Here is a 25,936-nt window from a genome sequence, read left to right on the forward strand (position 1 = left end):
TTTTTATATGGTAGAATAATAGAAAAAGTTTTAGGCTAGGGGATTACATAATGGGAAAACCAATCATTGAATTCGAAAACTTTGGCTTTAAGTATCGTAGTCAGGTGAATCCAACTCTTTATGATATCAATCTAACAATTGAAGAAGGGGAAAAGGTTTTAATTGTAGGACCCTCAGGTTCTGGAAAAAGTACACTGGCACATTGCTTGAATGGACTAGCTCCGAATTCCTATAAAGGAGATATTACTGGTTCGCTTAAAATAAAAGGGGAGAGCGTAGCTACTCAAGATGTTTTTGAGCGTTCCAAGTTAGTTGGCACCGTTTTGCAGGATCCAGATAGCCAGTTTATCGGATTAACCGTTGGGGAAGATATTGCTTTTTCATTAGAAAATGATTGTACATCCCAGGCAAATATGCTTGATAGGGTGGAAGAGGTATCTCACATGGTTGATATGGAGGGATACCTAGATTCATCGATTCATCAATTATCAGGTGGACAAAGGCAACGAGTAGCGCTAGGTGGTGTGATGGTTGATGATGTTGATATATTGTTGTTTGATGAACCATTGGCCAACCTAGACCCAGCGACTGGAAAGCATGCAATTTCACTTATTGATCGTATTAAGAAGGAAACCAATAAAACTGTAGTGATTATCGAACATCGATTAGAAGATATCCTTTATAGAACAGTGGACCGAATCATTGTTGTCAATGAAGGCCGTATTGTCAAGGATGCTACTCCTAATCAACTATTGGCTACTTCAGTTCTTGATGATAACAGCATAAGGGAACCGTTATACATAAAAGCACTTAAATATGCTGGGTGTGAGATTACACCAGAGATACAACCAGAAAACATCAACAGCATTCAGTTGTATTCATGTAAGAATCAATTAGTTGAATGGTTTGAGTCTGTGAATTTTGATGCTAACAGTAAGCACGTCGAACCGGGATTAGAGCTTAAAAACGTTTCGTTTAGCTATCAGTCTGATCAAGAGATTATAAGCAATGTTTCCTTCTCCATCAGTAAAGGTGAGATGGTGAGTATTGTTGGAAAAAATGGTGCTGGTAAGTCAACGCTCTCAAAGCTTATTTGTGGCTTTGAAAAACCAAGTGCAGGAAAGATTTTGCTTGGGGGAGAAGAAATCACTAACAATACGATAAAGGAACGTGCGTCAAAGATTGGAATGGTGATGCAAAACCCGAATCATATGATCTCTAAGCATCTAATTTTTGATGAAGTTGCCTTTGGTCTAAAGCTAAATGGGATTACAGAAGACGAGATTAAAGAGCGTGTTGAAAAGACGTTAAAGCTTTGTGGATTGCATCCTTTTCGTAATTGGCCAATTTCCGCACTAAGCTTTGGTCAAAAAAAACGAGTAACGATTGCGTCGATATTAGTTATGGAACCAGAGGTTTTAATTTTAGATGAGCCGACCGCTGGACAAGATTTCCGACACTACACTGAGATAATGGAATTTTTGATTGAATTAAATCATTTAGGAGTAACAATTATCATGATTACTCATGACATGCACCTGATGCTAGAATACACTCCTCGTGCAATTGTCATTGCTAATGGTGAAAAAATTGCTGATGACACAGCTGTAAACATTCTGACTGATGAAGTAATTATTTCGAAGGCAAACTTAAAGGAGACGTCCTTGTTTGAATTAGCGATCCGAGCAGGCTTTAAAAACCCCAGAGAATTTGTGCAGCGGTTTATTGATTACGATAGGGAGGTAAGACGGACATGGCAGTAGAAATGTTGTCTTTCATCGACCGAAAATCACCTATTCATCAGTTAACAGGTGCAACTAAATTGGTTTGTTTTTTATTATGGTCGTTTGCTGCCATGCTAACCTATGATACAAGGATTTTAGTCTTGTTGTTTATTGCTAGTTTATTAATCTTTAAGATATCTAAAATTAAAGTTCGGGAAATAGCCTTTATACTAATCTTAATTTTAACGTTTTTGCTAATAAACAATATTGCAATTTACGTATTTGCCCCTCAGCAAGGTGTGGCTATCTATGGAACCAAACATATTCTTCTTCAACTTGTAGGAAACTATGATGTCACGGCCGAGCAGTTGTTTTACCATCTCAATATCACGTTAAAGTATTTTGTGGTTATTCCTGCTGCGTTACTCTTCATTGTAACGACAAACCCGAGTGAGTTCGCATCCTCGTTAAATCGAATTGGGGTAAGCTATCGAATAGCTTATGCGGTATCGATTGCGTTACGTTATATTCCCGATATTCAACGTGATTATCGCACGATTGCTCTAGCCCAACAGGCTCGCGGAGTCGATTTATCCAGAAAGGAAAAACTACCAACCCGAATTAAAAATGCGGCCTCAATTGTTCTGCCACTTATATTTTCTAGCCTAGATCGAATTGAAATAATTAGTAATGTGATGGATCTTAGAGGATTTGGAAAGAACAAAAAACGAACCTGGTATCGTAATCGTCCCTTTCAAAAGGGTGACTATATTGCAATTTCCTTGTTATTATTGCTATTGATTATTTCACTTGTCGTAACGTTTTATGATGGGAATAGGTTTTATAATCCTTTTGTGTAGGATTAATTGGATAAACAAAGTAGTAATTTATTGTCTTTACATAGACATTCATGATTCCAAATATAAATTTAAAAATAAATATAAAGGTGTTAAAAACTCTTTTTTAAATTTAAATCTGTAAAAAATTGTCATTACGAATACAGCGAATATTCTACTTTTTTAATGGAAGAAGGCGAATTACTTGTAGTATTAATTACCTAATAAGCTATTTCAAACATTAAGTAGAGAGGAGAATTAAACTGATTCTACTCTCTATTTTTGTTGGAAATCCTTAGTTATAAAACAATCTTCTTAGTTGTAATGTGTATTCTATGAGAACTAAAAAGGAACCATAGATAAAATTAAACCTTTTGCTTACTAGTTTACTGTGTTTAGCAAATTGCAACAATATAATGCAAAAAGTACAAGAGTCTGTAGTTTTAAATGACTTTTAATGATTATTGACATTTACAGTTTTAGGTGAGATTATACCCATATATTATTCTTAATAGAGAACAAAACAAAAGATGATCCAAAAAGCGCGATTAAGATAAAAATATGGAGGTAGCCAATATTTTAAAAAAGATAACGGACCATAAGGAAAATTATAGTTTACAAACTCATATTTCGGTTAATTTTTCATATGATATTTAATGTGTAAAAGAAGTGTTAAAAATGGTTCTAGATTCTGTAAAGAATTAAAGGATAAAGTTGGATAGATGCTTTTTTTTAGTTAACATGTTCGTTATATAGAAGGAAACGATGTGGTTATAAATTTTGGTGTAGAAAAAGGTGATGAACAGTGAGCAGAATAAACCAAGGGTATGGATCAACTAATTTGAAAGCCAGGGAAATCAATTTAAAAGAATATTACGATTTAATCAAAAAAAGATTGTGGCTAATGATTTTAATTATAATTCTGACAACGTTAGCTGGATATTTCTATGATAGTAAATATAACAACTATGTACCGTTATATGAAACGTCAACAAGGATTATAATCGGTCCAGAAGCAGAATCGATGGTAACATTAATGGTTATGATTAAAGATCCAAGTATTTTGGAAAAGGTCATACAAGAGTTAGAACTAACAAGAACTACTGAGACTTTAGCGGCTCAAATTGATGTAGTCAGACTTGACGAATCAAGAGTAATACAGATTGCAGTTACCGATGAAGACCCTGTCTTAGCAGCAAATATTGCAAACGAGACGGCCAGGATTTTTAAGGAAGATATTGTGTCTATATTACAGTTTAGTGATGTTCGGTTATTATCAGAGGCCAAAGAGATGCCTTATCCGCTCAATGAAAAATCAAATGGTATAACCATCATTGCTTTTGTTTTTGGGGTTGTTGTCAGTATAGGTTTAGTATTTTTATTGGATTCTCTAGATGGAACGTTAAAAAAAGATCGAGATGTCGAAGAGATACTGGGTGTGCCTGTACTTGGGGTTATTTCGAATATGAACAGGAAAAAATATATTTCAAAAAAGCACAAGAATTATCAGGATTTAGAAATAAGGGGTGAGACAATTGGAGTTGAATAGGCGAAGTCAGGTGAAAAATTTCAAGAAAAGGAACCTTGTGACATATACAAATCCTGATTCAATGATTTCAGATCAATTTCAAACTATCAAAACAAATATTAAATTCTTAACAGAGAAAAGAAAAAATAAAGTTTTCTTAATAACCTCTCCAGGCTTGGGCGAGGGTAAATCAACCATATCCGCTAATTTAGCTGTCTCAATGTCTCAACAAAAGGAAAAAATCTTATTAATCGATGCAAATTTACGGGAACCAATTATCCATACCATTTTTAAACTTTCAAATGATATGGGATTGACAGATGTACTACAAAGTAAAAATTTACTTTATAACGCAATTAATAAAAGTGGTATTGGAAATTTAGACGTCATGACTAGTGGGTCACATTCTCCTAATCCAGCAGAGTTAATAAGCCATGAGTGGATGAGGGAACTACTTAATACGTTGGCAGACTCGTACGATATGATACTAATTGATGCACCTAGTATTCTCAAATGGACGGAAACACGAATACTAGCAAATCTTAGTGATAGTGTTGTTCTTACGATAGTACGAGGTAAAACGGGAATAGAAAAGGCTGAAGAGGCAAGAAAAGTTTTGGATCTAGCACATGCAAATTTAGTTGGGGCAATTATAACTGAAAAATAGAAAAGTTTAGATAAATTGTTCTTTATTGAGAACTACAGGTCTGTAATTAGCTTGTAGGTTCATATTATGGTGATGTCTACTTACCTATATCAAATTGTAGGCACTCGGTCATGCTGTGGGTTGGAATCAACCTTAGATGCGTTCGTTGTCGAAAGTGTGACGTGAGGATGGGTTAAATGCCCATATTTTTTATATTTTCACTTTAAACATTTACTTATGCGGCTTTATCACAAAGGCTATGTAAATAAGTGTTTAAATGACTTTATAATGGATGTTTTTGGTTGATATTTATAAAAATTTATATGCCAACAAGAACTAGAATCAAGTAGACAAAAGGGGGAAAGAAATGACGTATCGACAACGGTTGTCATTGTTTATTATTCTTGACTCATTTATCGTATTAATTGCAATATTTATAAGCAGCTTTCTTGTAGATGCAAGTATTTATGTGTTTACTGCGCCAGTGGTTATCAGTTCCATTGTTATTCTATTAAGTCACCACTCATTTTCAATTTTCTATAAGTTATATAAGAAGGCTTGGGAGTACGCAAGCGTAGGTGAATTAATTATTATTTTTAAAATTGTTTCATTTTCAGTGCTATTTGCCGTTGGTTTTCAGCAAGTTTTGTTTCAACAAACATATTTTAGGTTACTCGCTGTTACCTGGCTGCTTCACATGATGTTAATTGGTGGCTCTCGGTTTGTACTGAGAATGTATCGTATTTCAATTATTAATAATTCTAAAAATCAAAAAAGAACCCTAATTGTTGGTGCTGGTGCTGCAGGCACGATGGTAGCTAGACAACTTTTAAAAAATAATGATGGCCTATTACCAATCGCTTTCGTTGATGATAACTTTAAAAAACACCACCTAGATATCATGGGAATACCGGTTTTAGGTAGTGTGAGTAGAATTGAGGACGTGGTTAAAGATTATGCAATAGAGAATATAATAATCTCAATTCCTTCACTTAGTAAAAAAGAATTAAATGATATATTTCGAGAGTGTGCAAAGACAAAAGCAAAGACGAAAATACTACCAATGTTAGAGGATTTGGTAACAGGTAAAGTATCTGTTAACCAATTTCGTGATGTTCAGGTTGAAGATTTGTTGGGTAGAGATCAAGTTGATATGGATATCCAAGCCATTTCTGAATATGTTACTGAAAAAGTGGTTTTAGTAACTGGAGCTGGCGGCTCAATTGGATCAGAGATTGCTAGACAAATTTCGGAGTTTAACCCAAAGACATTAATTTTACTTGGGCATGGTGAAAATAGCATATATTCAATTGAGATGGAATTAAGGGTAACTTTTAAGCATTCACCAATTGAGTTTATAACGGAGATTGCTGACTTGCAAGATGCTAATAAAATGTCAGATGTATTTGGATATCACAAGCCCGATGTAGTTTATCATGCTGCAGCACATAAGCACGTACCTTTAATGGAGCGAAATCCTGAGGAGGCTGTTAAAAACAATATCATTGGAACGAGGAATGCTGCAAAAGCAGCAGATTGGCATGGAGTAAAGACATTTGTCATGATTTCCACTGATAAAGCAGTAAATCCCACGAGTGTAATGGGTGCAACTAAAAAGTTGGCAGAAATGGTTGTGCAAGGGATGGATAAACATAGTAAGACTAAATTTGTGGCGGTACGGTTTGGTAATGTGTTAGGGAGCAGGGGCAGTGTTATTCCTTTGTTTAAGAAACAAATCGAGACAGGTGGACCAGTTACCGTTACCCATCCAGACATGGTTAGGTATTTCATGACGATTCCTGAAGCGTCAAGGTTAGTGATCCAAGCGGGTACACTTGCTAAAGGCGGAGAGGTATTCGTTTTAGACATGGGTGAGCCAGTAAAAATAGTAGATCTTGCGAGCAATTTAATTAAACTTTCAGGTTATTCAACTGATGAAATCGGAATAGAATTCACAGGAATAAGACCAGGCGAAAAGTTGTTTGAAGAGCTTTTAAAAGCAGATGAGGTACAGGAGAAACAGGTGTACCCGAAGATATATATTGGAAAAACAGCAACCCTTTATTTGGATGAGATTGATGAAATTATTAACACATATGTTAATTTCGATAGAGATTCGCTAAGAGAGTACCTAGTGAACTTGGCAAATGGAAAAGTGGCGTTGCAGCAAAAACCATTTATGTCAGCATCTAGTTAGAGGAGTGTGAATGAATGAAAGTAAGAAAAGCAATCATACCAGCAGCAGGTTTAGGAACAAGGTTTCTTCCAGCAACAAAAGCGATGCCGAAAGAGATGCTACCAATTGTAGATAAGCCAACGATCCAGTACATAGTTGAAGAGGCAATCGAATCAGGTATTGAAGATATTATTATTGTAACAGGTAAAGGTAAAAGGGCAATTGAGGACCACTTCGACAACTCATTCGAATTAGAGCAAAATTTGTTTAATAAAGGGAAGTTTGATTTATTAAGCGAAGTCCAAAAATCTTCGAAACTAGTAGATATACATTATATTCGTCAAAAAGAGCCTAAGGGATTGGGTCACGCCATTTGGTGTGCACGTAAGTTTATAGGTAACGAACCTTTTGCAGTGCTATTAGGTGATGATATTGTCAGATCGGATGTGCCGTGTTTAAAGCAACTGATAGATCAATATAACCGTTATCATGCATCAATTTTAGGAGTACAAAAGGTTAAAGAAAATGAGGTGTCTAGGTACGGTATTGTCGACGGGACTATGATTTCTAATCGGTTTTACAACGTACATAATCTTGTGGAAAAGCCAAAACAAAATGAGACCCCATCAAATTTAGCAATCCTAGGTCGTTATATTCTCAGTTCTAGTATTTTTTCAATATTAGAAAATCAAACACCTGGTACTGGCGATGAAATACAGTTAACAGATGCCATTGCCGAATTGAATAAACACGAAGAAGTTTATGCCTATGATTTTGAAGGTCGAAGATACGACGTTGGAGAAAAATTAGGATTTATCCGAACAACGATTGACTTCGCATTGGAACGAGAAGAGTTGCGTGAAGATTTATTAGAGTATCTTTCTATTATAGTAGAGAAAGAGTTGATGAGGTAGATAGGATAGGTGATTAATTATGGCTAAGAAAATACTATTTTGCGCAACAGTTGATTACCACTTCGAATTATTTCATTTACCATATATGAAGTGGTTTAAAGATCAAGGGTGGCAGGTTGATGTGGCAGCACTTGGAGAAATTAAACTACTATATACAGATAATAAGTACAACATTCCAATCCAACGATCACCATTTAATAAAAAAAATCTACAGGCTTATAAGAAACTAAAGAACATCATTGATGAAGGGGATTATACTATTATTCATTGTCATACTCCAATAGGAGGGGGACTTACTCGTCTTGCTGCCAAGGGTGCTAGGGAACGGGGAACGAAGGTCATTTACACAGCTCACGGTTTTCACTTTTGTAAAGGCGCGCCTCTAATCAATTGGCTTGTCTACTACCCTATTGAAAAATTTCTTTCTAGAATTACCGATACATTAATTACTATTAATAAAGAAGATTACCGATTAGCAGTTAAACATAAGTTTAAGGCTGGGAATATTAAACAGGTCCATGGTGTTGGCGTAAATACTGACCATTTCAAGCCGTTAGATGTAAACCAAAAAAACGAAATGAAGAAGTCATTTGGCTATCAGCCGAATGACTTCTTATTATTTTACGCAGCGGAGTTCAATAATAATAAAAACCAAAAATTCCTACTTCAATCGTTGGCTCTAATTAAAAATGACGTTCCCGGTGCAAGGCTTGTACTTGCTGGTGAAGGGGCATTACTAGAGAATTGCCGTGAATTAGCTATAGCGCTTGGGATAGGTCACATGGTCGATTTTTTAGGTTACCAGAAGAACATTCAGCAGCTTGTTTCAATTTGTGATGTGGCGGTGGCATCCAGTCTTCGTGAAGGTTTGCCAGTCAATATTATGGAAGCGATGAGCTGTGGGCTTCCTATAGTAGCTGTCAATAATAGAGGACACCGGGAGCTTGTACAAAATAATAAAAATGGTTGGCTCGTGGAGCACGATGATAAAAAAAGGTTTTCCAATAAGATAAAGATGCTCGAAAGTGTTCCAGATCTAAAGGTGAAGCTAGGGAAAAATGGCCGTGAGATGATATTGAAAACTTACAGTTCAAGTAAAGTATTGTCTGAAATAAGCAAAATTTATAGTGTATATATGATTGAAGAGGAGGAGCCAGAATGGTCAGTCCATTAAGGGTACTTCATGTTGTAGTCAATATGAACCGTGGTGGAGCCGAAACTTTAATTATGAACCTCTATCGGAATATTGATCGGTCAAAGGTTCAATTTGACTTCTTAACTTGTAAACAAGGAATCTTTGATTCTGAAATTGTTGCAATGGGTGGGAAGGTTCATCGGATCCCTTATCTAACTGATGTAGGACATTTAAATTACAAACGTATGTTAGAAGAGTTTTTTAAAACAAATAATCAATACAAAATTGTTCATTCTCATATGGACAAAATGAGTGGACTTGTTCTTCGAGCAGCAAAAAAAGAAAATATACCTGTAAGGATCGCGCATAGTCACAACACAAGAAGCGAAGGGGCTTTACCTTCGAGAACCTATAAATGGTACACAGGTAGATATATCAATAATAATGCCACTCATTTATTTGGATGTTCTATCATGGCATCTAAGTGGTTGTTTGGTAAAAGAGCAAATGAAGCTTTTATCTTAAAAAATGGTATAGATACGTTCCAATTTCAATACTCTTCCACAAGAAGGGAGAAAATTAGAAAAGAACTAAATATTAATAAAGATACTTTAGTGTTGGGTCATGTCGGTAGGTTTTCTTCTCAAAAAAATCACTTTTTCCTATTGGAAGTTTTTGCGAATCTTATTAAGAACATACCAAACACTGTATTGATCTTAGTAGGTGATGGTTCACTAAAACAGAAGATTATCGAAAGGATAAAGAAATTAAACTTAGACGATAAAGTTAAAGTACTAGGTGTTAGAGAAGATATAAGTTTATTGCTACAATCATTTGATTTATTTGTTTTTCCTTCTATACATGAAGGCTTGCCGGTTACTTTAGTTGAGGCGCAGGGGGCTGGCTTGCCTTGTGTGATTTCCGATTCAATCACGAAGGAAGTTGATATGGAGATTGGATTGGTTCATTCTTTACCCATCAATGACTGTAGTATTTGGGTGAAGAAGATAACCCAAATAGCAAATAATAACTATTCTAGAGGGATTTCAGATAAATCTTTTGTCCTAAGAGGCTATGACATCAAGAAGACTGCAGTTCAAACACAATTGTCTTATCTAACGTTAGGTGAGAAAGCTATATGAAAAAGTTAACAGTATTTACACCGACATATAATAGAGCATATTGTCTTGTCACTTGTTATGAAGGTTTTAAAAATCAATCATCCAAAGATTTTATTTGGTTAATTATTGACGATGGATCTACTGACAATACGGAGGATCTTGTGAGTGGATGGATAAAGGAAAATACAATTGAAATAAGGTATTACAAACAAAAAAACCAAGGAATGCATGGGGCCCATAACACAGCATATAAACTAATCGACTCAGAGTTGAATGTATGTATTGATTCGGATGACTATATGCCTAAGGATGCTATTGAGAAGATACTCATTTTTTGGAATGAATATGGGAATGATAACGTCAGTGGAATAGTTGGTTTAGATTCATATACTGATGGTCGCATTATTGGAACAGAACTTCCTCAACAATTAAATAGCTCTACTTTATTTGATCTATATCATAAATACGGGGTAGTTGGCGATAAAAAGCTCGTCTATCGATCTGAGCTGACCAAAAAGTATCCTTATCCAATCTTTAGTGGTGAGAAGTATGTAGGACTTGCATACAAATATCACATGTTAGATAAGGATTATCAATTATTGTTAATGAATGAAGTGCTATGTTGTGTAGAATATCTAGCCGATGGGTCATCCAAAAACATGTTAAGACAATATCGTAATAATCCAAGAGGCTTTGCTTTTTACCGACGAGAATTGATGAAATTACCATTTACTAATGGAATTTTTAAATACAGGCAAGCTATACATTTCGTGTCTAGTAGTTTAATGAGTAGAAACTGGTTATTTATAAAAGAAACACCCCAAAAAATCCTAACTATTCTAGCAATACCATTAGGAATATTGCTGTTTTTTTATGTTACAACGAGAACAAGAGTTGCTTAAAATTACTAGATTCTAAACTCTTGTTTTACGAAAGGAATTTTTATATGACTCTTCTTTGGGTTAATCTTATTGTAGTTTTTACATTTGCTTTTTTTGCAAGATACGCAGCAACTCCAAGTATCAACATACCCGCACAGATTAAACCAAATAAGGTTCTAATATTTGGAGCACTGTTGTCTTTAATTGTCACCTCAGGTTTTCGATCAGGTGTTGGGGACACGGGCGCTTATAAACATATTTACGTAATAAATGATTTTACTTGGGAATTCATCAAATCCCAAAATGATATAGGCTTTGGTATCCTACAGATGGTTTTAAAAAAATATGTATCGGAAGATCCTCAAATATTAATATTTACTACTGCACTGATTACAAATTTGCTGGTAGTATCTGTATTATACAATTATTCCAGAATGATTGAGTTAAGCTTGTATGTTTACATTACTGGTGGCTTATTTTTGGTATCAATGAATGGAATTAGACAAGCGCTAGCTGCTGCGATAGTTTTCACTGCGACAAAGTTTTTAATAGATGGTAATTTTAAAATGTATTTTTTAATCGTAATCTTTGCTTCCTTTTTTCATCAAACTGCTCTTATTTTATTGCCTTTTTATTTTTTGGCGAGGCTAAAGGCCTGGTCAAAAGCAACTGTTGCCCTTATTGCTTTTGCAGTAATTATCGTAATAGGATTTGACATGTTCTCTACATTTTTGTTTTCTGTGATTGCTAATACCCAATATGGAGTGTATAAAGATTTTGACGAAGGTGGTGCAAATATTTTAAGGGTTGCAGTTGCCGCAGTACCGATTGCAGTCGCGTACCTAGGAAGAAGTAAACTAAGAAAAGTATTTCCTGAAAGTGATTATATTGTCAATATGGCTTTACTTGGGTTCATAGTCATGATTATTGCAACACAAAATTGGGTTTTTGCTAGATTCTCAATTTATTTTGGGTTATATCAATTAATCTTGATTTCTTGGATTGTTAAGATATTCAAAGAAAGAGACCAAAGCCTAATTTACTATGGAATTATCATTTGCTATTTTGGCTATTATTATTATGAGAATGTAATAACGTTAAATATTATATATAGAAATACCTTCTTAATAGGAGGTTAGTTAACTAACTTGAACAGTTGTTTTAGTTAGTTTTTTTTATTTCTTAAAATCGGAAGGGGGAATAATACATGGCAATTCTTGTAACCGGTGGCGCCGGATACATTGGGAGTCACACTTGTGTGGAGTTATTAAAAAGTGGCTATGAAGTAATTGTTGTCGATAATTTTTCTAACAGTAATCCAGAATCAATCAATAGAGTTCAAGAGATAACAGGTAAACAACTAAGAATGTATGAGGTTGATTTGCTAGACCAGTCAGGATTGGAACGAGTTTTTAAAGAAAATGACATTGAAGCTGTCATTCATTTCGCTGGACTTAAAGCTGTTGGCGAGTCGGTTACAGTACCACTTAAATATTATCAAAACAATGTGACGGGTACGATTATACTTTGTGAATTGATGAGGAAATATCAAGTTAAAAGGCTTGTATTCAGTTCATCAGCAACGGTTTATGGAGTATCTGAGAAAGTGCCAATCTCTGAAGAAGAAATACTTAGCTCAGTAAATCCGTACGGCAGAACCAAGCATCTAATAGAACAATTGTTACAGGATTTATATGACTCTGATCACGAATGGAACATTGCCTTGTTGAGATACTTCAACCCAATTGGTGCTCATGAAAGTGGACGTATTGGTGAAGATCCAAATGGTATTCCAAATAACTTGGTACCATACATTTCACAAGTAGCTATTGGAAAGCTAAAAAGCCTTTATATTTTTGGTAATGATTATCCTACAAAAGATGGTACGGGTGTTCGAGATTATATCCATGTAGTTGATTTAGCAATTGGCCATCTAAAAGCTTTAGAAAAAGTACAGTCTGCCATTGGTGTAGAAGCCTATAACCTTGGAACAGGTAAAGGTCACAGTGTGTTAGAGATGGTTGAGGCTTTTGAAAAAGCTTCTGGGAAGAAAGTTCCTTATATGATGGTTCAACGAAGAGTCGGAGACTCAGCTATTTGTTATGCTAATCCGAGTAAAGCAAGCGAACAGCTGGGATGGAAGGCTGAGAGAGATATTGATTTAATGTGTATTGACACCTGGAGATGGCAACAAAACAACCCAAATGGTTATCAAGAGAACAAGGAAAATAAACTAATGCATAAGCAGTACTAATTTTTAATAGTGTTCAGAGTGGGGTAAAGGATGAGTATTTCAATCAATATAACGAAAACAGACTTAAAAGAGATGTTACTAACTATCTACAAAAAAGGAAACGAATCAACAAGTATTAGTGCGCTCGAGGGTTATCATTGAGTTCAAAGAGAGCATATTGATGAGGGTAAGCTAAAAGGTTAGATAATCTGTTAATAAGAATTGGGGTTATGTCATGATGAAGCGATTAATGGATTTGGTCATCTGTTTGACTCTAATAACTGTATTGTTACTGATTTTCATAATTGTTGCTATAACTGTCAGAGTTAAACTGGGAACACCAATACTATTTAAACAATTACGACCAGGATTGTATGGCAAGGGATTTTACTTATTTAAGTTTAGAACGATGAATAACTTAATAGATAAAAATGGATATTTAAAATCTGATCAAGACCGGTTAACAACAGTTGGAAGTTTTTTGAGGAGATACAGTTTGGATGAGATACCACAACTGTTTAATGTTTTAAAGGGTGAGATGAGTTTGGTTGGCCCTAGACCATTATTGATGGAATACCTACCTCTCTATACGGAAGAACAAAAGATACGACACAATGTTAAGCCTGGTATAACTGGATGGGCACAAGTAAATGGACGGAATGAGATTGATTGGGAAGCAAAATTCAATTTAGATACTTGGTACGTCAAGAATCGAAATATACTTCTCGATATTAAGATTATTTTATTAACACTTTCCAAAGTAGTTAAGAAAGAAGGGATAAATCATCAAGGTCATGTTACGATGGGAAAATTCAAAGGCTCAAAAGAAGTGATATAGATGAGAGTAGTTATTGTTGGTGATGGTGGACACAGTAAGGTTGTTCAAGAGATGGTTAATTTGAAAAACGAAAGACAAATAGTTGCTATTCTAGATGATAAATACGGAAATAAAATTGAGGTCAACGATATAGTATTCGGTCCGTTACCTTTAATACATCACATATTAGATCATGAGATTAAAGTTATCATTGCAATCGGAAATAACTTGATACGGAAAAAAGTAGTATCCTTATTGAATTTGAGAGCAGAACAATTTTTAACAATTATTCATTCTACGGCGGTAGTGAGTAGTACAGCAAGAGTCGGTAATGGGACAGTAATTATGCCAAATGTAGTCATTAATGCTGAGACAACCATTGGTGATCATTGCATCATTAACACGGGGGCAATTGTCGAACATGAAAGTGTAATTAATGATTATGCTCATATCTCACCAAGTGCTACACTGACTGGAAATGTCCATGTTGGTGAAGGTGTGAATATTGGTGCAGGAGCAACTATTATACCTGGAATAAGAGTAGATAAATGGTCGGTGATTGGTGCTGGTTCCACAGTCATAAAACATATTCCAGCAGGTTGTAAGGCTGTTGGTAGTCCTGCCAGGATTTTGAAAAATAATCAACAGGATGAACTTTACCAAGAAAAGGTGGTGGTATCTATTGACAAAGCCTAGAATTTTTCTTTCTCCACCACACATGAGTGGTAAAGAAATTGATTACATCAGAGAAGCATTCAGTACAAACTGGATTGCCCCTCTAGGTCCCAATGTCGATGCATTCGAAAAAGAAATAGCGGAATATCTAGGAGTCAAAGAAGCTGTCGCCGTTAGTTCTGGCACTGCAGCTATTCATTTGGCTCTTTCTTTATTAGAAGTTAAAAGGGGAGACAAAGTATTTTGCTCAAGTCTTACCTTTGTGGCTAGTGCTAACCCTATTCTATATCAAAATGCTCAACCGGTATTTATTGATTCAGAAGAGACTTCATGGAACATGTCACCACAGGCGCTTGAACGAGCATTAATAGAAGCAGCTATTGAAGGGGAATTGCCCAAAGCTGTTATTGTTGTGAATTTGTATGGTCAGAGTGCAAAAATGGATGAGTTAATGGCCATTTGCAATCAATATAACGTCCCAATTATTGAGGACGCAGCTGAATCTCTAGGATCAACTTATAAAGGTAAGCCAAGTGGCACATTTGGAAGATTTGGTATTTTTTCTTTTAATGGCAATAAAATAATTACAACTTCAGCAGGGGGGATGCTTGTATCTGATGATGTAGAGGCATTGAATAGAGCACGTTATCTTGCAACCCAAGCCCGGGACCCATCAGCAAACTATCAACATAGTGTGATGGGGTTTAACTATCGGATGAGTAACATTCTTGCTGGTGTTGGCAGAGCGCAGATGGAAGTGCTAGACAACCGTGTTGAAACGAGAAGACGCATATTTGATCGGTATTATTTACAATTAGCTAATCTTCCTGGAATTAACTTAATGCCTGAAATGCTATATACAAGATCTAATCGTTGGCTTACAACATTAACAATTAATGAAGATCATTCTGGTGTTTCTGTAAAACATTTGTTGAAAGTACTAAATGATGAAAACATCGAAGCTCGTCCAGTATGGAAACCACTCCATTTACAGCCATTGTTCAAGGATGCTAAATACTATTCCCATAAAGAAAATGAGCATGTTGCAGAACGATTGTTTGCTGAAGGATTATGTCTTCCTTCTGGTTCTGGCCTGACAGTTCAAGAGCAAAATAGGGTAATTGACTGTGTGAAAAGGACAATATCGAGCAACATCAATAGTGAAAAAACCATTTTAGAAAATACGAGGTACAGCTAATGATAGGTAGCAATATTTATAGAATTCGAAAACAGAAAAGATTAACATTATCAGAGCTAGCCGAACGTGCAAATATATCTAAATCCTATTTAAGTAATATTGAAAGAAATTTAAATCAAAACCCTTCAATCCAAATAATAGGAAGAATTGCCTCAGTATTAGATGTAAATCTTGATAAAATTCTAGGAATTGAACAGGAAAAAACAGTTTATCCGGAAACAGAGTGGATAGAGTTTGTCAATGAGCTAAAGGATTCTGGAATAAAAAAGGAACAGCTTCATGAATACAAACCGGTCATAGAGTTTGTCAGGTGGAAAAATAAGAAACAGCAAGAGAAATAAATAGTACAGTGACTCAGTACTCTGAATTGAAAGGGAAATATATGAATAATAAAGAAAAAATCAAAGTCCTTCACGTTACTGGTGCGATGAATCGAGCGGGAACAGAAACGATGTTAATGAATATATTTCGGAGTATCAATCGGGACAAAGTGCAATTTGATTTTATTTCGTATGGTAGAGGCGATGCTGATTATGACGAAGAAATAAGAGATTTGGGTGGCCAGGTAATAAAACTTTCTAAACCAGACTCAGTTAAACAAATTTATAAAATTATTAAAAAGTATGGGCCATATGATGTCGTGCATTCTCATACACTATTCCATTGTGGGATTGCTAATCTAGCAGCTCTGCTAGCTGGTGTGAAAATAAGAATTGCTCATGCGCATACAACCTTAGATAACAATAATGGCCTAGTAAGAAAACTATACATTAATACAATGCGATTGATGATTAGTACATTTTCCACCAGCTTACTAGCTTGTAGTAATGGTGCAGGAAGTTACTTATTTGGGGACAGCAAATTATCTAGTGATAAGTATGCATATTTTCCAAATATAATTGATTTTTCGAAGTTCTTACAAATTCAAAAAACTGAAGTCAAGAAATTCAAGTTGGAACAAGGACTGGGAAATAGTATAGTAATAGGTCATATCGGTAGATTCATAGAAGCAAAAAATCACCGGTTTTTATTAGAAGTAATGAAAGATGTTCTTAAGAAAGCTCCAACTAGTAAACTGTTATTGGTCGGTGATGGAGATTTAAGGAAGGATATTGAAGAGCTATCAAAACAAGAAGGTATATACGATAGCATTAGATTTGTGGGTTTAAGAGATGACGTGTCAACGATGCTGCATAGCATGGATTTGTTTGTATTTCCATCACTATATGAAGGGTTAGGACTTGTCCTATTAGAAGCTCAAGCTAGCGGAATTCCGTGTATTGTGTCTGAAGCAATACAACCTGAGGCAGATTTGAATATAGATCTTGTATCAACTCTCACATTGGCAGGTGGATCAAAGACTTGGGCCGCCGAAATTATAGACAGAGTCGGAAAAAAAGAAAAGGATATTAATAAGATTACTAGTGGTTTTAATAGTAGTGGTTATTCATTACTAGGAGGAATTTCAAGGTTAATGTCTATATATAATCCAAACGAAGGAGAAACTTATGAAAAAGATGTTAGTCGCCTCCTTTGATATGGAAGTCGGGGGTGTAGAAAGAAGCTTAATCAGTATGTTAAATAACTTTGATTATGAAAATTACTCAATTGATTTGATGTTATATAGCCATACAGGTGAGTTTATGGATCTACTCCCTAATCAACCAGAATTACTATCAGAGTTACAGGCTTACAAAACATTTCGAATGTCGATTGGACAGATTTTCAAATCTGGTAGGCTTCCAGTAGGGATAGCAAGGTTATTAGCAAAGTATAAAGCGAGTCTAGATCAATCTTCTGAAAATGGTTATAAGCAAATGCAATATATGTGGAAGTATTCTCTACCTTTTTTACCAAAATTAGAAGGGAATTACGATGTTGCAATCAGTTATTTATGGCCACATTATTTTGTTGCTGACAAAGTTAAAGCAAAGACAAAAATAGCTTGGATTCACACAGACTTCTCCACGGTAGAAACGGATGTCGAAATGGACCTCAACATGTGGAATAAGTATGAGTACATCGTAGCTGTTTCAGAGGAGTGTCGAAATGCATTCATAAACAAATATCCAACTTTGGCAATGAAGGTTAAAGTAATTGAAAATATTACTTCACCAGACATTGTGCGAACATTAGCTAATGAAACCATTGACAATCCAATGGCAAGAGATCAACGTTTTAAAATCATTACTGTTGCGAGATTATCGCATGCTAAAGGAATTGATCAAGCGGTTAAGGCGTTAAGATTGTTAAAAGATAGAGGGTATCAAGATATTGCCTGGTATGTAGTTGGATATGGCGGTGATGAAAACTTAGTAAAAGAACTAATTTTTGAAAATAGTCTGCAGGACAATTTTATTTTATTAGGTAAAAAAACAAATCCCTATCCATTCATTAAAGCTTGTGACTTATATGTTCAACCATCACGTTACGAAGGTAAAGCTGTCACGGTTGGAGAAGCACAAATCTTAGCAAAGCCTGTTCTGATTACCAATTATCCTACTGCTAAAAGCCAAGTAGATGATGGCCATGATGGATGCATTTGTGATTTATCACCAGAAGGAATTGCCAATGGAATCGAAATACTATATAACAATGAACCATTAAGAAACACTTTATCTAAGTTTTGTAAAAGTGAAAGTTACAATAATAATGCAGAACTCGAAAAACTCTATCAATTAACTTAAGGGGGAACAATACATTGCGATGTGGAAAAGTAAGCATTATTGTTCCTATTTATAAAGTAGAAAAATACATCCATCGTTGTATCGAAAGTATTCTACACCAAACGTATTCAAATCTTGAAATTATCCTAATAGATGACGGTTCACCCGATAATTGTGGTGAAATAGTTGATCAATACGCTGAACAGGATGATCGTATCAAAGTATTGCATAAGAAAAATGGGGGATTATCTGACGCTAGGAATCACGGAATGAAGTTAGTTACTGGTGAATTCACTATGTTTGTCGATAGTGATGATTGGTTGGAGACATTAATGATTGAGAGACAAGTTAATTATTGTGTTAAGTATAGAGCTGATGCAGTGCAGTCAGCTTTTTATTATGCTTACGATGATCTATTGCTTTATGACAACAGGCATTATGAGCAAGGTGATAATCATATTGTTTTAGATAACAAGACACTAATGTACGAACTAGTAATCAATGAAAAAGTGAAGAACTTTGCATGGGGAAAGCTTTACAGGACAGTACTTATTAAAGATATTCCATTTAAAGAGGCTGTTTTGTTTGAAGATGTGTTTTGGGCACATCAAGTGATGCATCATATTACCACCTATGTAATGATTCATCAACCATTGTATTACTATTATCAACGTGACGATAGTATCGTCGCCAACTATACACCGAGAAACCTAGACATTATAAAAGGATTAAAAGAAAGACACAGTTTCCTCGAGAAATATCACAGTGATTTGAAAAACGAATCGTATAAGGTAATCACAAAGACATGCCTGATACACTACAACCTGTTGTTAATAAATTGGAAAAAAGATAAGCAAGGGGTACACAGAAAAGAGATTAGGTACTATATCCATAACAATTATCAAGTATTAAAAGAAGCTGTAAAAGATGATAACAAACTTCTAAAACAGTTTTCGTTATTTTCAGTCCATCCAATTCTAAATATTATGTACTTAGGGATGAAAAAAGGATTAAGAAAAATTCAATTTGGAGCAAAGCCTGCTGGGTTGGAGCGGATGAATCTATGATGTTGGGAGGGACTTAGGGTTGAATGCCACAAATTTTATTAAAAGGTCTATTTGTTTGTTAATTATTTATCTCTTTAATTGCTTGCCAATTAAAAAAAATAAAGTATTTATGTTTAGTTATTATGGGAGTCAATATGGATGCAATCCTAAATACATCACGGATTATATACTTTCCAACTATCCTAGCAATAAATTTGACGTTGTCTGGGCTTTTAATAATCCTAAGTCCAAGGCGATAGAAGGAATTAGAAAAGTAAAAACAATGTCAATTAGATATTTTTATGAACTATGTACAGCAAAGGTTATTCTTACAAATTTTCGAACAACTGAACTGTTTGTGAAAAGGAAGAATCAGTATTACATTCAAACCTGGCACAGTTCTTTAAGGTTAAAACATATAGAGAAAGATGCAGAGAATATACTACCTCAGAATTATCTAAATTTGGCAAAAAAGGACTCAACAAAGGTAGATCTGTTACTTTCTGGTTGCAAGTATAGTACGGAAATATTTAAACGGTCTTTTTGGTATGATGGTGAAATTTTTGAACATGGGACTCCGAGAAACGACTTTCTTTTTCAAAGTAATTCTGAAATTAGAAATCAGATTGTAAAAAAACTAAGTATTGGTTCTGATATCAAGATTATGTTGTATGCACCAACCTTTAGGGCAAGTGAGAGCTTGGAAGTATATGATTTAGATTACAGGCAAATATCAGAGAAATTAAAAAGCAAGTTCGGTGGTGAATGGCGTATTTTAGTAAAGCTACATCCACATTTGATATCCAAATCAAGTCAATTATTGTCTTATTTTAGTGCTATAGATGTTACTTCTTATGATGATATTCAGGAACTATTGGTTGTTGCTGATGCCTTAATTACTGACTACTCCTCGCTAATGTTTGATTATTCGATAACGAAGCGACCTTGTTTCTTATATGTCCCTGATATCAATGAATATACAAGCAAGGAACGGAAGCTGTATTTCGAAATAGAAGAGCTACCTTTTATTAATGCAACTAGTAATAGTGAGTTAATTCAAGAAATGGAGAGGTTTAATAATGTGAATTATCAGGAAAACTTAACACGATTTTTAGACAGTATTGGATCGTTTGAAAATGGAGATGCCTGTAAAAATTTGCTTTATCGTATTGACAAAGTTTGCTATAGCAAGGTTAGGAGTGAAATGCTTGAAACAGTATAAAGTTGGATATACAACCGGAGTTTTTGATTTGTTTCATGTTGGTCATTTGAATATTTTAAAGAAGGCAAAAGAACAATGCGAATATCTTATTGTAGGTGTGAGTACGGATGACCTAGTGACAGAGTACAAAAGTAAAAAACCAACCATTATATATGAAGATAGAAAAACTATTGTTGAGGGGATAAGGTATGTAGATGAAGTTGTACCTCAAATAAGTAGAAATAAATTCACAGCTTGGGAGCATTTACTATTCAACGTCATGTTTGTAGGAGACGATTGGAAAGGAAATGCTCTTTTTAATGAGCTGGAGAAACAGTTTAATGAAGTTGATGTGGATATCGTTTATTTTCCTTATACAAAGGGTGTGTCATCGACAATGGTGAAGGAGAAGATGGATAGGGTGATGAAATGAAACCAAAGATAAGTATTATTGTTCCAGTTTATAATATTGAGCAATACCTCAGGAAATGCTTGGATAGTATTCTTGCCCAAACATTCACAGATTTCGAAGTCATTATTGTTAATGACGGATCAACAGATTCAAGTGGTGACATTTGTGATGAGTATGCTGAACTGGATAACAGAGTCAGGGTAATTCACACATATAACGGTGGATTGAGTTCTGCTAGAAATGTTGGATTGAAGTTATCAAGAGGTGACTTTGTTGGATTTATAGATGGCGATGATTGGGTATTTAAAGACATGTATCAAACTTTATATGAATTGTGTAACCAGACAAATAGTGATATTTCAATTTGTACTATGTACAGAGAGATTGAGGGAGAAATAGTCTATGTAGACAGAGATAATTATATTAAAGAGATGGATAATGTTGAAGCAATGAGGCAACTTTTTAAGGGGAATCTATACCGATTCGCAGTATGGAATAAGTTGTACACTAAGAAATGTTTTGAGCACGTACAATTTCCTGAAGGAAGGATTCATGAAGATTTATTTACTACTTATAAGGTCTTTGCTAAAGCAGACAAGGTAGTATTTACTAATTATGCGGGATATATATATGTGAAAAGAGATAGTAGTATATTAACAACAAACTATAACGAAAAAAGACTAGATGCATTTTTGGGTTGGAATGAGATAATTTCATTTATGAATAAAAATTACTCTCAACTAGCTGAATACTATTTATCCTGTTTTGCTTATTGGGTAGTAGATAATGTTTATTATATTACATCTCAAGTTCAGAAAAGTAAGGATAGAAAAAAGTTTCTATCAACTATTCAGAATCATGTAGAGAATCATTATAAGCACATAATAAAAAGCGCAAATTTAGATATAAAATATAAGACTCATATAGGATTATTAAAATATGATATTAATTTACTACTGTTATCGATAAATTTTAATAAAATATTGAATAAAAGATTTAAACAATGAATGCACAAGAACATGTTTCAACCAATGAGAAGAAGGAGAAAAATTTTATGGATAAGCAAGCTGTGTGTGTCGAATCAATGATGGGATTGAAAGAAAAGATGAACAGTATATTGAGACGAATAATTCCTGAAGGATCAACTATCTATTTTTTTGATTATCCCGTCCATGGAAATGTCGGAGATATGCTTATATGGAAGGGTACTGAAAATTTTTTTCGTGAAAGCAGTATTAAAGTGAAAAGAAGATACAGTAATCATCAAATATTAAATAAGTTAAAAAATGGTAAAAGCATTAGCATTCCGCAGGATGTCATAATAGTTTGTCATGGAGGTGGGAATTTTGGTGATTTGTACATACAATACCAGAATGTTAGAAAGTTACTAGTAAATAATTTTTCTTCTCATCGTATTGTGTTTCTTCCACAGACAATATATTATCAGGACATAAAAAAAATGGAAGATGATTTTAATTTATTTAAGAAACATCAGGACCTACACATATTCACTAGAGATATGGAAAGTCTAGACATTGCAAAAAAATATTTGAATAACGTTTATGTCTGCCCTGATATGGCTCATTCTTTATATCCTATAAATACTAACGGATCAGAAGAGTTTAAAACCCTTCATCTTATTAGAAGGGATAAAGAATCTAGTGATCTTCAACAGAAAAGTTATGAAGAATCTAAGACTTTTGATTGGCCCTCATTATACAACAATCTTGAAAAAGGCCTAATCTCAGTTTTTATATCCGCACATAGTTCATCTAAGTTAAATGCAATATTACCTACCATGCTGTTACCAAAACTTTGGTTACTATTTACAAACTATTCAATTAGTAAAGCCATCATGTTATATAATGAACATCATTCTATTATTACTTCACGCTTACACGGGCATATATTAGCATGCTTAATGAACAAAAATAGTGAGCTAATTGACAATTCGTATGGGAAAAATTCAAGTTACTATAAAACCTGGACATATAGTGTGGTTAAATTAGAAATCTCAGAAGAATAAGAGAGTATAGTAGTGAGGTGAAAGGGCACATGAAACAACAAATCTTATTCGTCATTGATTCATTAGATTGTGCAGGTGCAGAAAAGAGCTTAGTAACGTTACTCTCATTATTAGATTATTCTCACTATGATGTTGATTTAATGCTTTTTGCTCACGGTGGAGAGCTGGAGGAATTAGTACCTACAGAAGTTACAATTTTAAAGCCACTGGAATATACAACATTTGCCGAAATACCTTTATATGAAGCTGTAAAACTTAGCATTAAGGAACTTGATTATAGGATGCTAGCATCGCGATTACAATATTCTACCCTCATACGTAAAGGGAAAAATACTAACCCTCAGAAGGCTAGATTGTTTTGGCAATGTGTTTCAAAGGTGATAGAAAACAATCCGAAAAGTTATGATACCGCTATTAGTTATGCACAAGGGGTTCCTACCTTTTATGTAGCCGATAAAGTAAAAGCTAAGAAAAAATTTGCATGGATTAATGTTAGTTATAGATTGGATCAAAAAGAGAAGAGTTTCCAAAAAAAATTTTATAATAAATTTAATCAACTCGTTGCTGTATCTAAGTCTACTAAAGATATTCTCATGGAGACATTTCCTGAATACGGTGAGCAAATAAAGATTATATATGATATTAATAATCCTCATGTAATTTCCAATATGGCAAAAATTGGAAATAGTTACGAGGATTTTTTTGACGGAATAAGAATTCTGACAATTGGAAGGCTTGCATATCAAAAAGGCTATGAAGTTGCACTTGATGCGTGTAAAAGTCTGAAAGAAAAAGGGTTGAAATTTAAATGGTATGTACTTGGAAAGGGGCCATTACAAAAAGAGATTGAGGATTATATAAAATTAAATGGTCTTACTGAACATTTTATATTGTTAGGGGTAAAAGCAAATCCTTATCCGTATATAAAAAATGCAGATATTTATGTTCAAACATCAAGATTTGAAGGATTTGGTCTTGCGATTGCAGAAGCACGAATGCTCAATGTTCCTGTTATTACTACTAGATTTGATGCGGTGTATAATCAAATGATTGATGAGAAAAATGGACTTGTAGTTGATAGAGAGGCTGAAGCTGTATGTAATGGAATTATTAGATTAGTAAATGATGTGAAATTAAAAGAAAGTATTATTCAATATTTAAATTTAGAGAAAAAAGGTAATCTTGAAGAAATTGAAAAGTTCTATAAATTAATAGGTTAAGAAAGAGAGTAAAATAATGAAGAAAAAAATTGTATTCATGGTTATTAATATGAATATTGGCGGCACTGAAAAAGCATTGCTTAATATGATAAATGAATTACCTAATAGCGAATATGATATTACCATTTTAATGTTAGAACATTATGGTGGTTTTTTAGATTCAATTCCTATTGAAGTAAATGTTATTTATTTAAAAGAGTACACAGAATTGAAAGATGCACTTGAAAAACCGCCTAAAACAGTTGCTCTTAATTTATTACGAAGTGGAAATATGATAATCGGACTAAGCTTCTATACAATTTACCTCATATCAAGGGTAACGAAAAACAAAAGCTTATTATTTAGGTATCTACTTCAAAATGTTCCAATTTTAACAACAGAATATGATATTGCCGTGGCTTATGCTGGTCCAATGGACTTCATTAGTTATTTTGTTGCAAATAAAATTAAAGCCAAAAAATACATTCAGTGGATTCATTTTGATGTTACAAAAATTGGATTTAACAAGAGTTACGCATCTTTAATTTACAATGAATTTGATCATATATTTGTTGTCTCTGCTGAAGGAAGAACGAAGCTAGTTAGTCAGTTACCAACACTTCAGAAAAAGATAGACACTTTCTTAAATATCGTGTCGCCTAAGTTAATAAGGCAATTGTCAAATGAAGGCGAAGGGTTTGAGGACAACTTTCAAGGAATAAGAATACTTACTGTTGGACGCCTTAGTAAAGAAAAAGGTCAAGACCTAGCTATTTCTGTACTGTCAAAACTTAAGGATAATGGTTTTAACGTTAGATGGTATTGTATCGGTGATGGAAACGCTAGATCAGAATATCAAAATTTAATAAAAAAATATGGTATAGAAAATGACTTTATTTTGCTAGGTGCCATCACTAATCCCTATCCATATATGAAACAATGTGATATCTATGTTCAACCATCAAGACATGAAGGTTACTGCATCACACTTTCCGAAGCGCGATGTTTTAGTAATCCTATTATAAGTGTTAATTTTGCAGGAGCATTTGAACAGATTGATCATAATAACACAGGCTTAATCATTAATTTTAGTTCTACTCAATTATATAATGCTTTAACACTATTAATGAATAATGAGACACTTAGACTAAAGATAAAAAGAAATTTAGAAAAGGAAATAATAAATACAGCAGAAGAAATAGAAAAATTAAATGTAATTTTTGATTTAGTTTGGGAATTGTAACTAAGTCATTCTAAAGGTTGATGAGGAGGTATTATCACATTTTAAAAGTGCCATATTTTAGGGGGGAATTTAATTAAAACGTGCCTTTAAAACTTGTATTACCAGAAAGAAGAAACACCAAATTATCCATTTCTTCATTACGTTCTTTTGCATCGATTCACAAAGAATCTACCAATAAAAAATTTAAAAATTATATATCAAAGAATGAACACATCAAGAGTACAAACAGAATTCCTTCAAAATTTATTAGACGACTTAT

The 25,936-nt window shown here is 34.1% G+C and carries 24 protein-coding genes; all 24 read left to right on the plus strand.

All coding sequences use genetic code 11. The features are described from left to right. Positions 1-50: 50 nt before the first annotated feature. The 24 genes from GH741_RS08280 to GH741_RS08395 all read left to right on the plus strand — a co-directional run bounded on the left by GH741_RS08280 (position 51) and on the right by GH741_RS08395 (position 25,677). On the plus strand, positions 51-1,763 hold the full coding sequence (locus GH741_RS08280; protein WP_153736333.1) for an ABC transporter ATP-binding protein: 1,713 nt from the start codon (positions 51-53) through the stop codon (positions 1,761-1,763). Then, positions 1,754-2,584 carry an energy-coupling factor transporter transmembrane component T family protein gene (locus GH741_RS08285; RefSeq protein ID WP_153736334.1) on the plus strand — a complete coding sequence of 277 codons (831 nt, stop codon included), beginning with the start codon at positions 1,754-1,756 and terminating at the stop codon, positions 2,582-2,584. Before GH741_RS08280 ends, GH741_RS08285 begins: the two co-directional genes overlap by 10 nt. 781 nt (positions 2,585-3,365) lie before the next feature. Then, positions 3,366-4,109, plus strand: a complete 744-nt coding sequence (locus tag GH741_RS08290) for a YveK family protein (protein WP_338079304.1) — start codon at positions 3,366-3,368, stop codon at positions 4,107-4,109. Positions 4,110-4,146: 37 nt separating this feature from the next. After that, complete coding sequence (locus GH741_RS08295) at positions 4,147-4,755, plus strand: CpsD/CapB family tyrosine-protein kinase (RefSeq protein ID WP_338079305.1); 609 nt, start codon at positions 4,147-4,149, stop codon at positions 4,753-4,755. 346 nt (positions 4,756-5,101) lie between these two features. Then, entirely contained in the window at positions 5,102-6,931 is a 1,830-nt protein-coding gene (locus tag GH741_RS08300; RefSeq protein ID WP_153736335.1) for a polysaccharide biosynthesis protein, read from the plus strand. Between the two features lie 14 nt (positions 6,932-6,945). Then, entirely contained in the window at positions 6,946-7,824 is an 879-nt protein-coding gene (gene galU / locus GH741_RS08305) for a UTP--glucose-1-phosphate uridylyltransferase GalU (RefSeq protein WP_153736336.1), read from the plus strand. 16 nt (positions 7,825-7,840) lie between these two features. Next, positions 7,841-8,998 carry a glycosyltransferase family 4 protein gene (locus tag GH741_RS08310; protein WP_338079319.1) on the plus strand — a complete coding sequence of 386 codons (1,158 nt, stop codon included), beginning with the start codon at positions 7,841-7,843 and terminating at the stop codon, positions 8,996-8,998. After that, the gene (locus tag GH741_RS08315) at positions 8,983-10,101 is read left to right on the plus strand and encodes a glycosyltransferase family 1 protein (RefSeq protein ID WP_153736338.1); all 1,119 of its coding nucleotides are present in this window, start codon (positions 8,983-8,985) and stop codon (positions 10,099-10,101) included. The genes GH741_RS08310 and GH741_RS08315 overlap by 16 nt, the downstream gene beginning before the upstream one ends. Then, the gene (locus tag GH741_RS08320; protein WP_153736339.1) at positions 10,098-10,982 is read left to right on the plus strand and encodes a glycosyltransferase family 2 protein; all 885 of its coding nucleotides are present in this window, start codon (positions 10,098-10,100) and stop codon (positions 10,980-10,982) included. The genes GH741_RS08315 and GH741_RS08320 overlap by 4 nt, the downstream gene beginning before the upstream one ends. Positions 10,983-11,026: 44 nt before the next feature. Then, positions 11,027-12,100 carry an EpsG family protein gene (locus GH741_RS08325; RefSeq protein ID WP_153736340.1) on the plus strand — a complete coding sequence of 358 codons (1,074 nt, stop codon included), beginning with the start codon at positions 11,027-11,029 and terminating at the stop codon, positions 12,098-12,100. A gap of 68 nt (positions 12,101-12,168) precedes the next feature. Continuing rightward, positions 12,169-13,215 (plus strand): UDP-glucose 4-epimerase GalE, encoded by a 1,047-nt coding sequence (galE, locus tag GH741_RS08330; protein WP_153736341.1) that lies wholly within the window; start codon positions 12,169-12,171, stop codon positions 13,213-13,215. Between the two features lie 217 nt (positions 13,216-13,432). Then, positions 13,433-14,032: a sugar transferase gene (locus GH741_RS08335; protein WP_153736442.1), complete on the plus strand. Its 600-nt coding sequence runs from the start codon at positions 13,433-13,435 to the stop codon at positions 14,030-14,032. Continuing rightward, positions 14,033-14,707: an acetyltransferase gene (locus tag GH741_RS08340; RefSeq protein WP_153736342.1), complete on the plus strand. Its 675-nt coding sequence runs from the start codon at positions 14,033-14,035 to the stop codon at positions 14,705-14,707. It begins immediately after the preceding gene. Then, on the plus strand, positions 14,661-15,884 hold the full coding sequence (locus GH741_RS08345; protein ID WP_153736343.1) for a DegT/DnrJ/EryC1/StrS family aminotransferase: 1,224 nt from the start codon (positions 14,661-14,663) through the stop codon (positions 15,882-15,884). The genes GH741_RS08340 and GH741_RS08345 overlap by 47 nt, the downstream gene beginning before the upstream one ends. Then, complete coding sequence (locus tag GH741_RS08350; RefSeq protein WP_153736344.1) at positions 15,884-16,225, plus strand: helix-turn-helix domain-containing protein; 342 nt, start codon at positions 15,884-15,886, stop codon at positions 16,223-16,225. The genes GH741_RS08345 and GH741_RS08350 overlap by 1 nt, the downstream gene beginning before the upstream one ends. A 41-nt stretch (positions 16,226-16,266) precedes the next feature. Then, on the plus strand, positions 16,267-17,421 hold the full coding sequence (locus tag GH741_RS08355; protein WP_153736345.1) for a glycosyltransferase family 1 protein: 1,155 nt from the start codon (positions 16,267-16,269) through the stop codon (positions 17,419-17,421). Then, on the plus strand, positions 17,393-18,571 hold the full coding sequence (locus tag GH741_RS08360) for a glycosyltransferase (RefSeq protein WP_153736346.1): 1,179 nt from the start codon (positions 17,393-17,395) through the stop codon (positions 18,569-18,571). The genes GH741_RS08355 and GH741_RS08360 overlap by 29 nt, the downstream gene beginning before the upstream one ends. Positions 18,572-18,585: 14 nt before the next feature. Further along, entirely contained in the window at positions 18,586-19,617 is a 1,032-nt protein-coding gene (locus GH741_RS08365) for a glycosyltransferase family 2 protein (RefSeq protein WP_153736347.1), read from the plus strand. Between the two features lie 19 nt (positions 19,618-19,636). After that, on the plus strand, positions 19,637-20,818 hold the full coding sequence (locus GH741_RS08370) for a CDP-glycerol glycerophosphotransferase family protein (RefSeq protein WP_240795445.1): 1,182 nt from the start codon (positions 19,637-19,639) through the stop codon (positions 20,816-20,818). Further along, a complete protein-coding gene (locus tag GH741_RS08375) occupies positions 20,805-21,230 on the plus strand; it encodes an FAD synthase family protein (RefSeq protein WP_240795446.1) in 426 nt (141 codons plus the stop codon). Before GH741_RS08370 ends, GH741_RS08375 begins: the two co-directional genes overlap by 14 nt. After that, the gene (locus GH741_RS08380) at positions 21,227-22,216 is read left to right on the plus strand and encodes a glycosyltransferase family 2 protein (RefSeq protein ID WP_153736349.1); all 990 of its coding nucleotides are present in this window, start codon (positions 21,227-21,229) and stop codon (positions 22,214-22,216) included. The genes GH741_RS08375 and GH741_RS08380 overlap by 4 nt, the downstream gene beginning before the upstream one ends. Before the next feature lie 47 nt (positions 22,217-22,263). Next, a complete protein-coding gene (locus GH741_RS08385) occupies positions 22,264-23,235 on the plus strand; it encodes a polysaccharide pyruvyl transferase family protein (protein ID WP_170287590.1) in 972 nt (323 codons plus the stop codon). 29 nt (positions 23,236-23,264) lie between these two features. After that, on the plus strand, positions 23,265-24,455 hold the full coding sequence (locus tag GH741_RS08390; RefSeq protein ID WP_153736351.1) for a glycosyltransferase: 1,191 nt from the start codon (positions 23,265-23,267) through the stop codon (positions 24,453-24,455). 16 nt (positions 24,456-24,471) lie between these two features. Continuing rightward, entirely contained in the window at positions 24,472-25,677 is a 1,206-nt protein-coding gene (locus GH741_RS08395) for a glycosyltransferase (RefSeq protein WP_153736352.1), read from the plus strand. Positions 25,678-25,936: the final 259 nt, after the last annotated feature.

Source organism: Aquibacillus halophilus (genome assembly GCF_009649745.1).
Taxonomy (GTDB): domain Bacteria; phylum Bacillota; class Bacilli; order Bacillales; family Amphibacillaceae; genus Aquibacillus; species Aquibacillus halophilus.

Coding starts and splice junctions, on each gene's coding strand:
- GH741_RS08280 (WP_153736333.1), top strand. CDS start 51: ATGGGAAAACCAATCATTGAATTCGAAAACTTTGGCTTTAAGTATCGT.
- GH741_RS08285 (WP_153736334.1), top strand. CDS start 1,754: ATGGCAGTAGAAATGTTGTCTTTCATCGACCGAAAATCACCTATTCAT.
- GH741_RS08300 (WP_153736335.1), top strand. CDS start 5,102: ATGACGTATCGACAACGGTTGTCATTGTTTATTATTCTTGACTCATTT.
- galU (WP_153736336.1), top strand. CDS start 6,946: ATGAAAGTAAGAAAAGCAATCATACCAGCAGCAGGTTTAGGAACAAGG.
- GH741_RS08315 (WP_153736338.1), top strand. CDS start 8,983: ATGGTCAGTCCATTAAGGGTACTTCATGTTGTAGTCAATATGAACCGT.
- GH741_RS08320 (WP_153736339.1), top strand. CDS start 10,098: ATGAAAAAGTTAACAGTATTTACACCGACATATAATAGAGCATATTGT.
- GH741_RS08325 (WP_153736340.1), top strand. CDS start 11,027: ATGACTCTTCTTTGGGTTAATCTTATTGTAGTTTTTACATTTGCTTTT.
- galE (WP_153736341.1), top strand. CDS start 12,169: ATGGCAATTCTTGTAACCGGTGGCGCCGGATACATTGGGAGTCACACT.
- GH741_RS08335 (WP_153736442.1), top strand. CDS start 13,433: ATGAAGCGATTAATGGATTTGGTCATCTGTTTGACTCTAATAACTGTA.
- GH741_RS08340 (WP_153736342.1), top strand. CDS start 14,033: ATGAGAGTAGTTATTGTTGGTGATGGTGGACACAGTAAGGTTGTTCAA.
- GH741_RS08345 (WP_153736343.1), top strand. CDS start 14,661: ATGAACTTTACCAAGAAAAGGTGGTGGTATCTATTGACAAAGCCTAGA.
- GH741_RS08350 (WP_153736344.1), top strand. CDS start 15,884: ATGATAGGTAGCAATATTTATAGAATTCGAAAACAGAAAAGATTAACA.
- GH741_RS08355 (WP_153736345.1), top strand. CDS start 16,267: ATGAATAATAAAGAAAAAATCAAAGTCCTTCACGTTACTGGTGCGATG.
- GH741_RS08360 (WP_153736346.1), top strand. CDS start 17,393: ATGAAAAAGATGTTAGTCGCCTCCTTTGATATGGAAGTCGGGGGTGTA.
- GH741_RS08380 (WP_153736349.1), top strand. CDS start 21,227: ATGAAACCAAAGATAAGTATTATTGTTCCAGTTTATAATATTGAGCAA.
- GH741_RS08385 (WP_170287590.1), top strand. CDS start 22,264: ATGGATAAGCAAGCTGTGTGTGTCGAATCAATGATGGGATTGAAAGAA.
- GH741_RS08390 (WP_153736351.1), top strand. CDS start 23,265: ATGAAACAACAAATCTTATTCGTCATTGATTCATTAGATTGTGCAGGT.
- GH741_RS08395 (WP_153736352.1), top strand. CDS start 24,472: ATGAAGAAAAAAATTGTATTCATGGTTATTAATATGAATATTGGCGGC.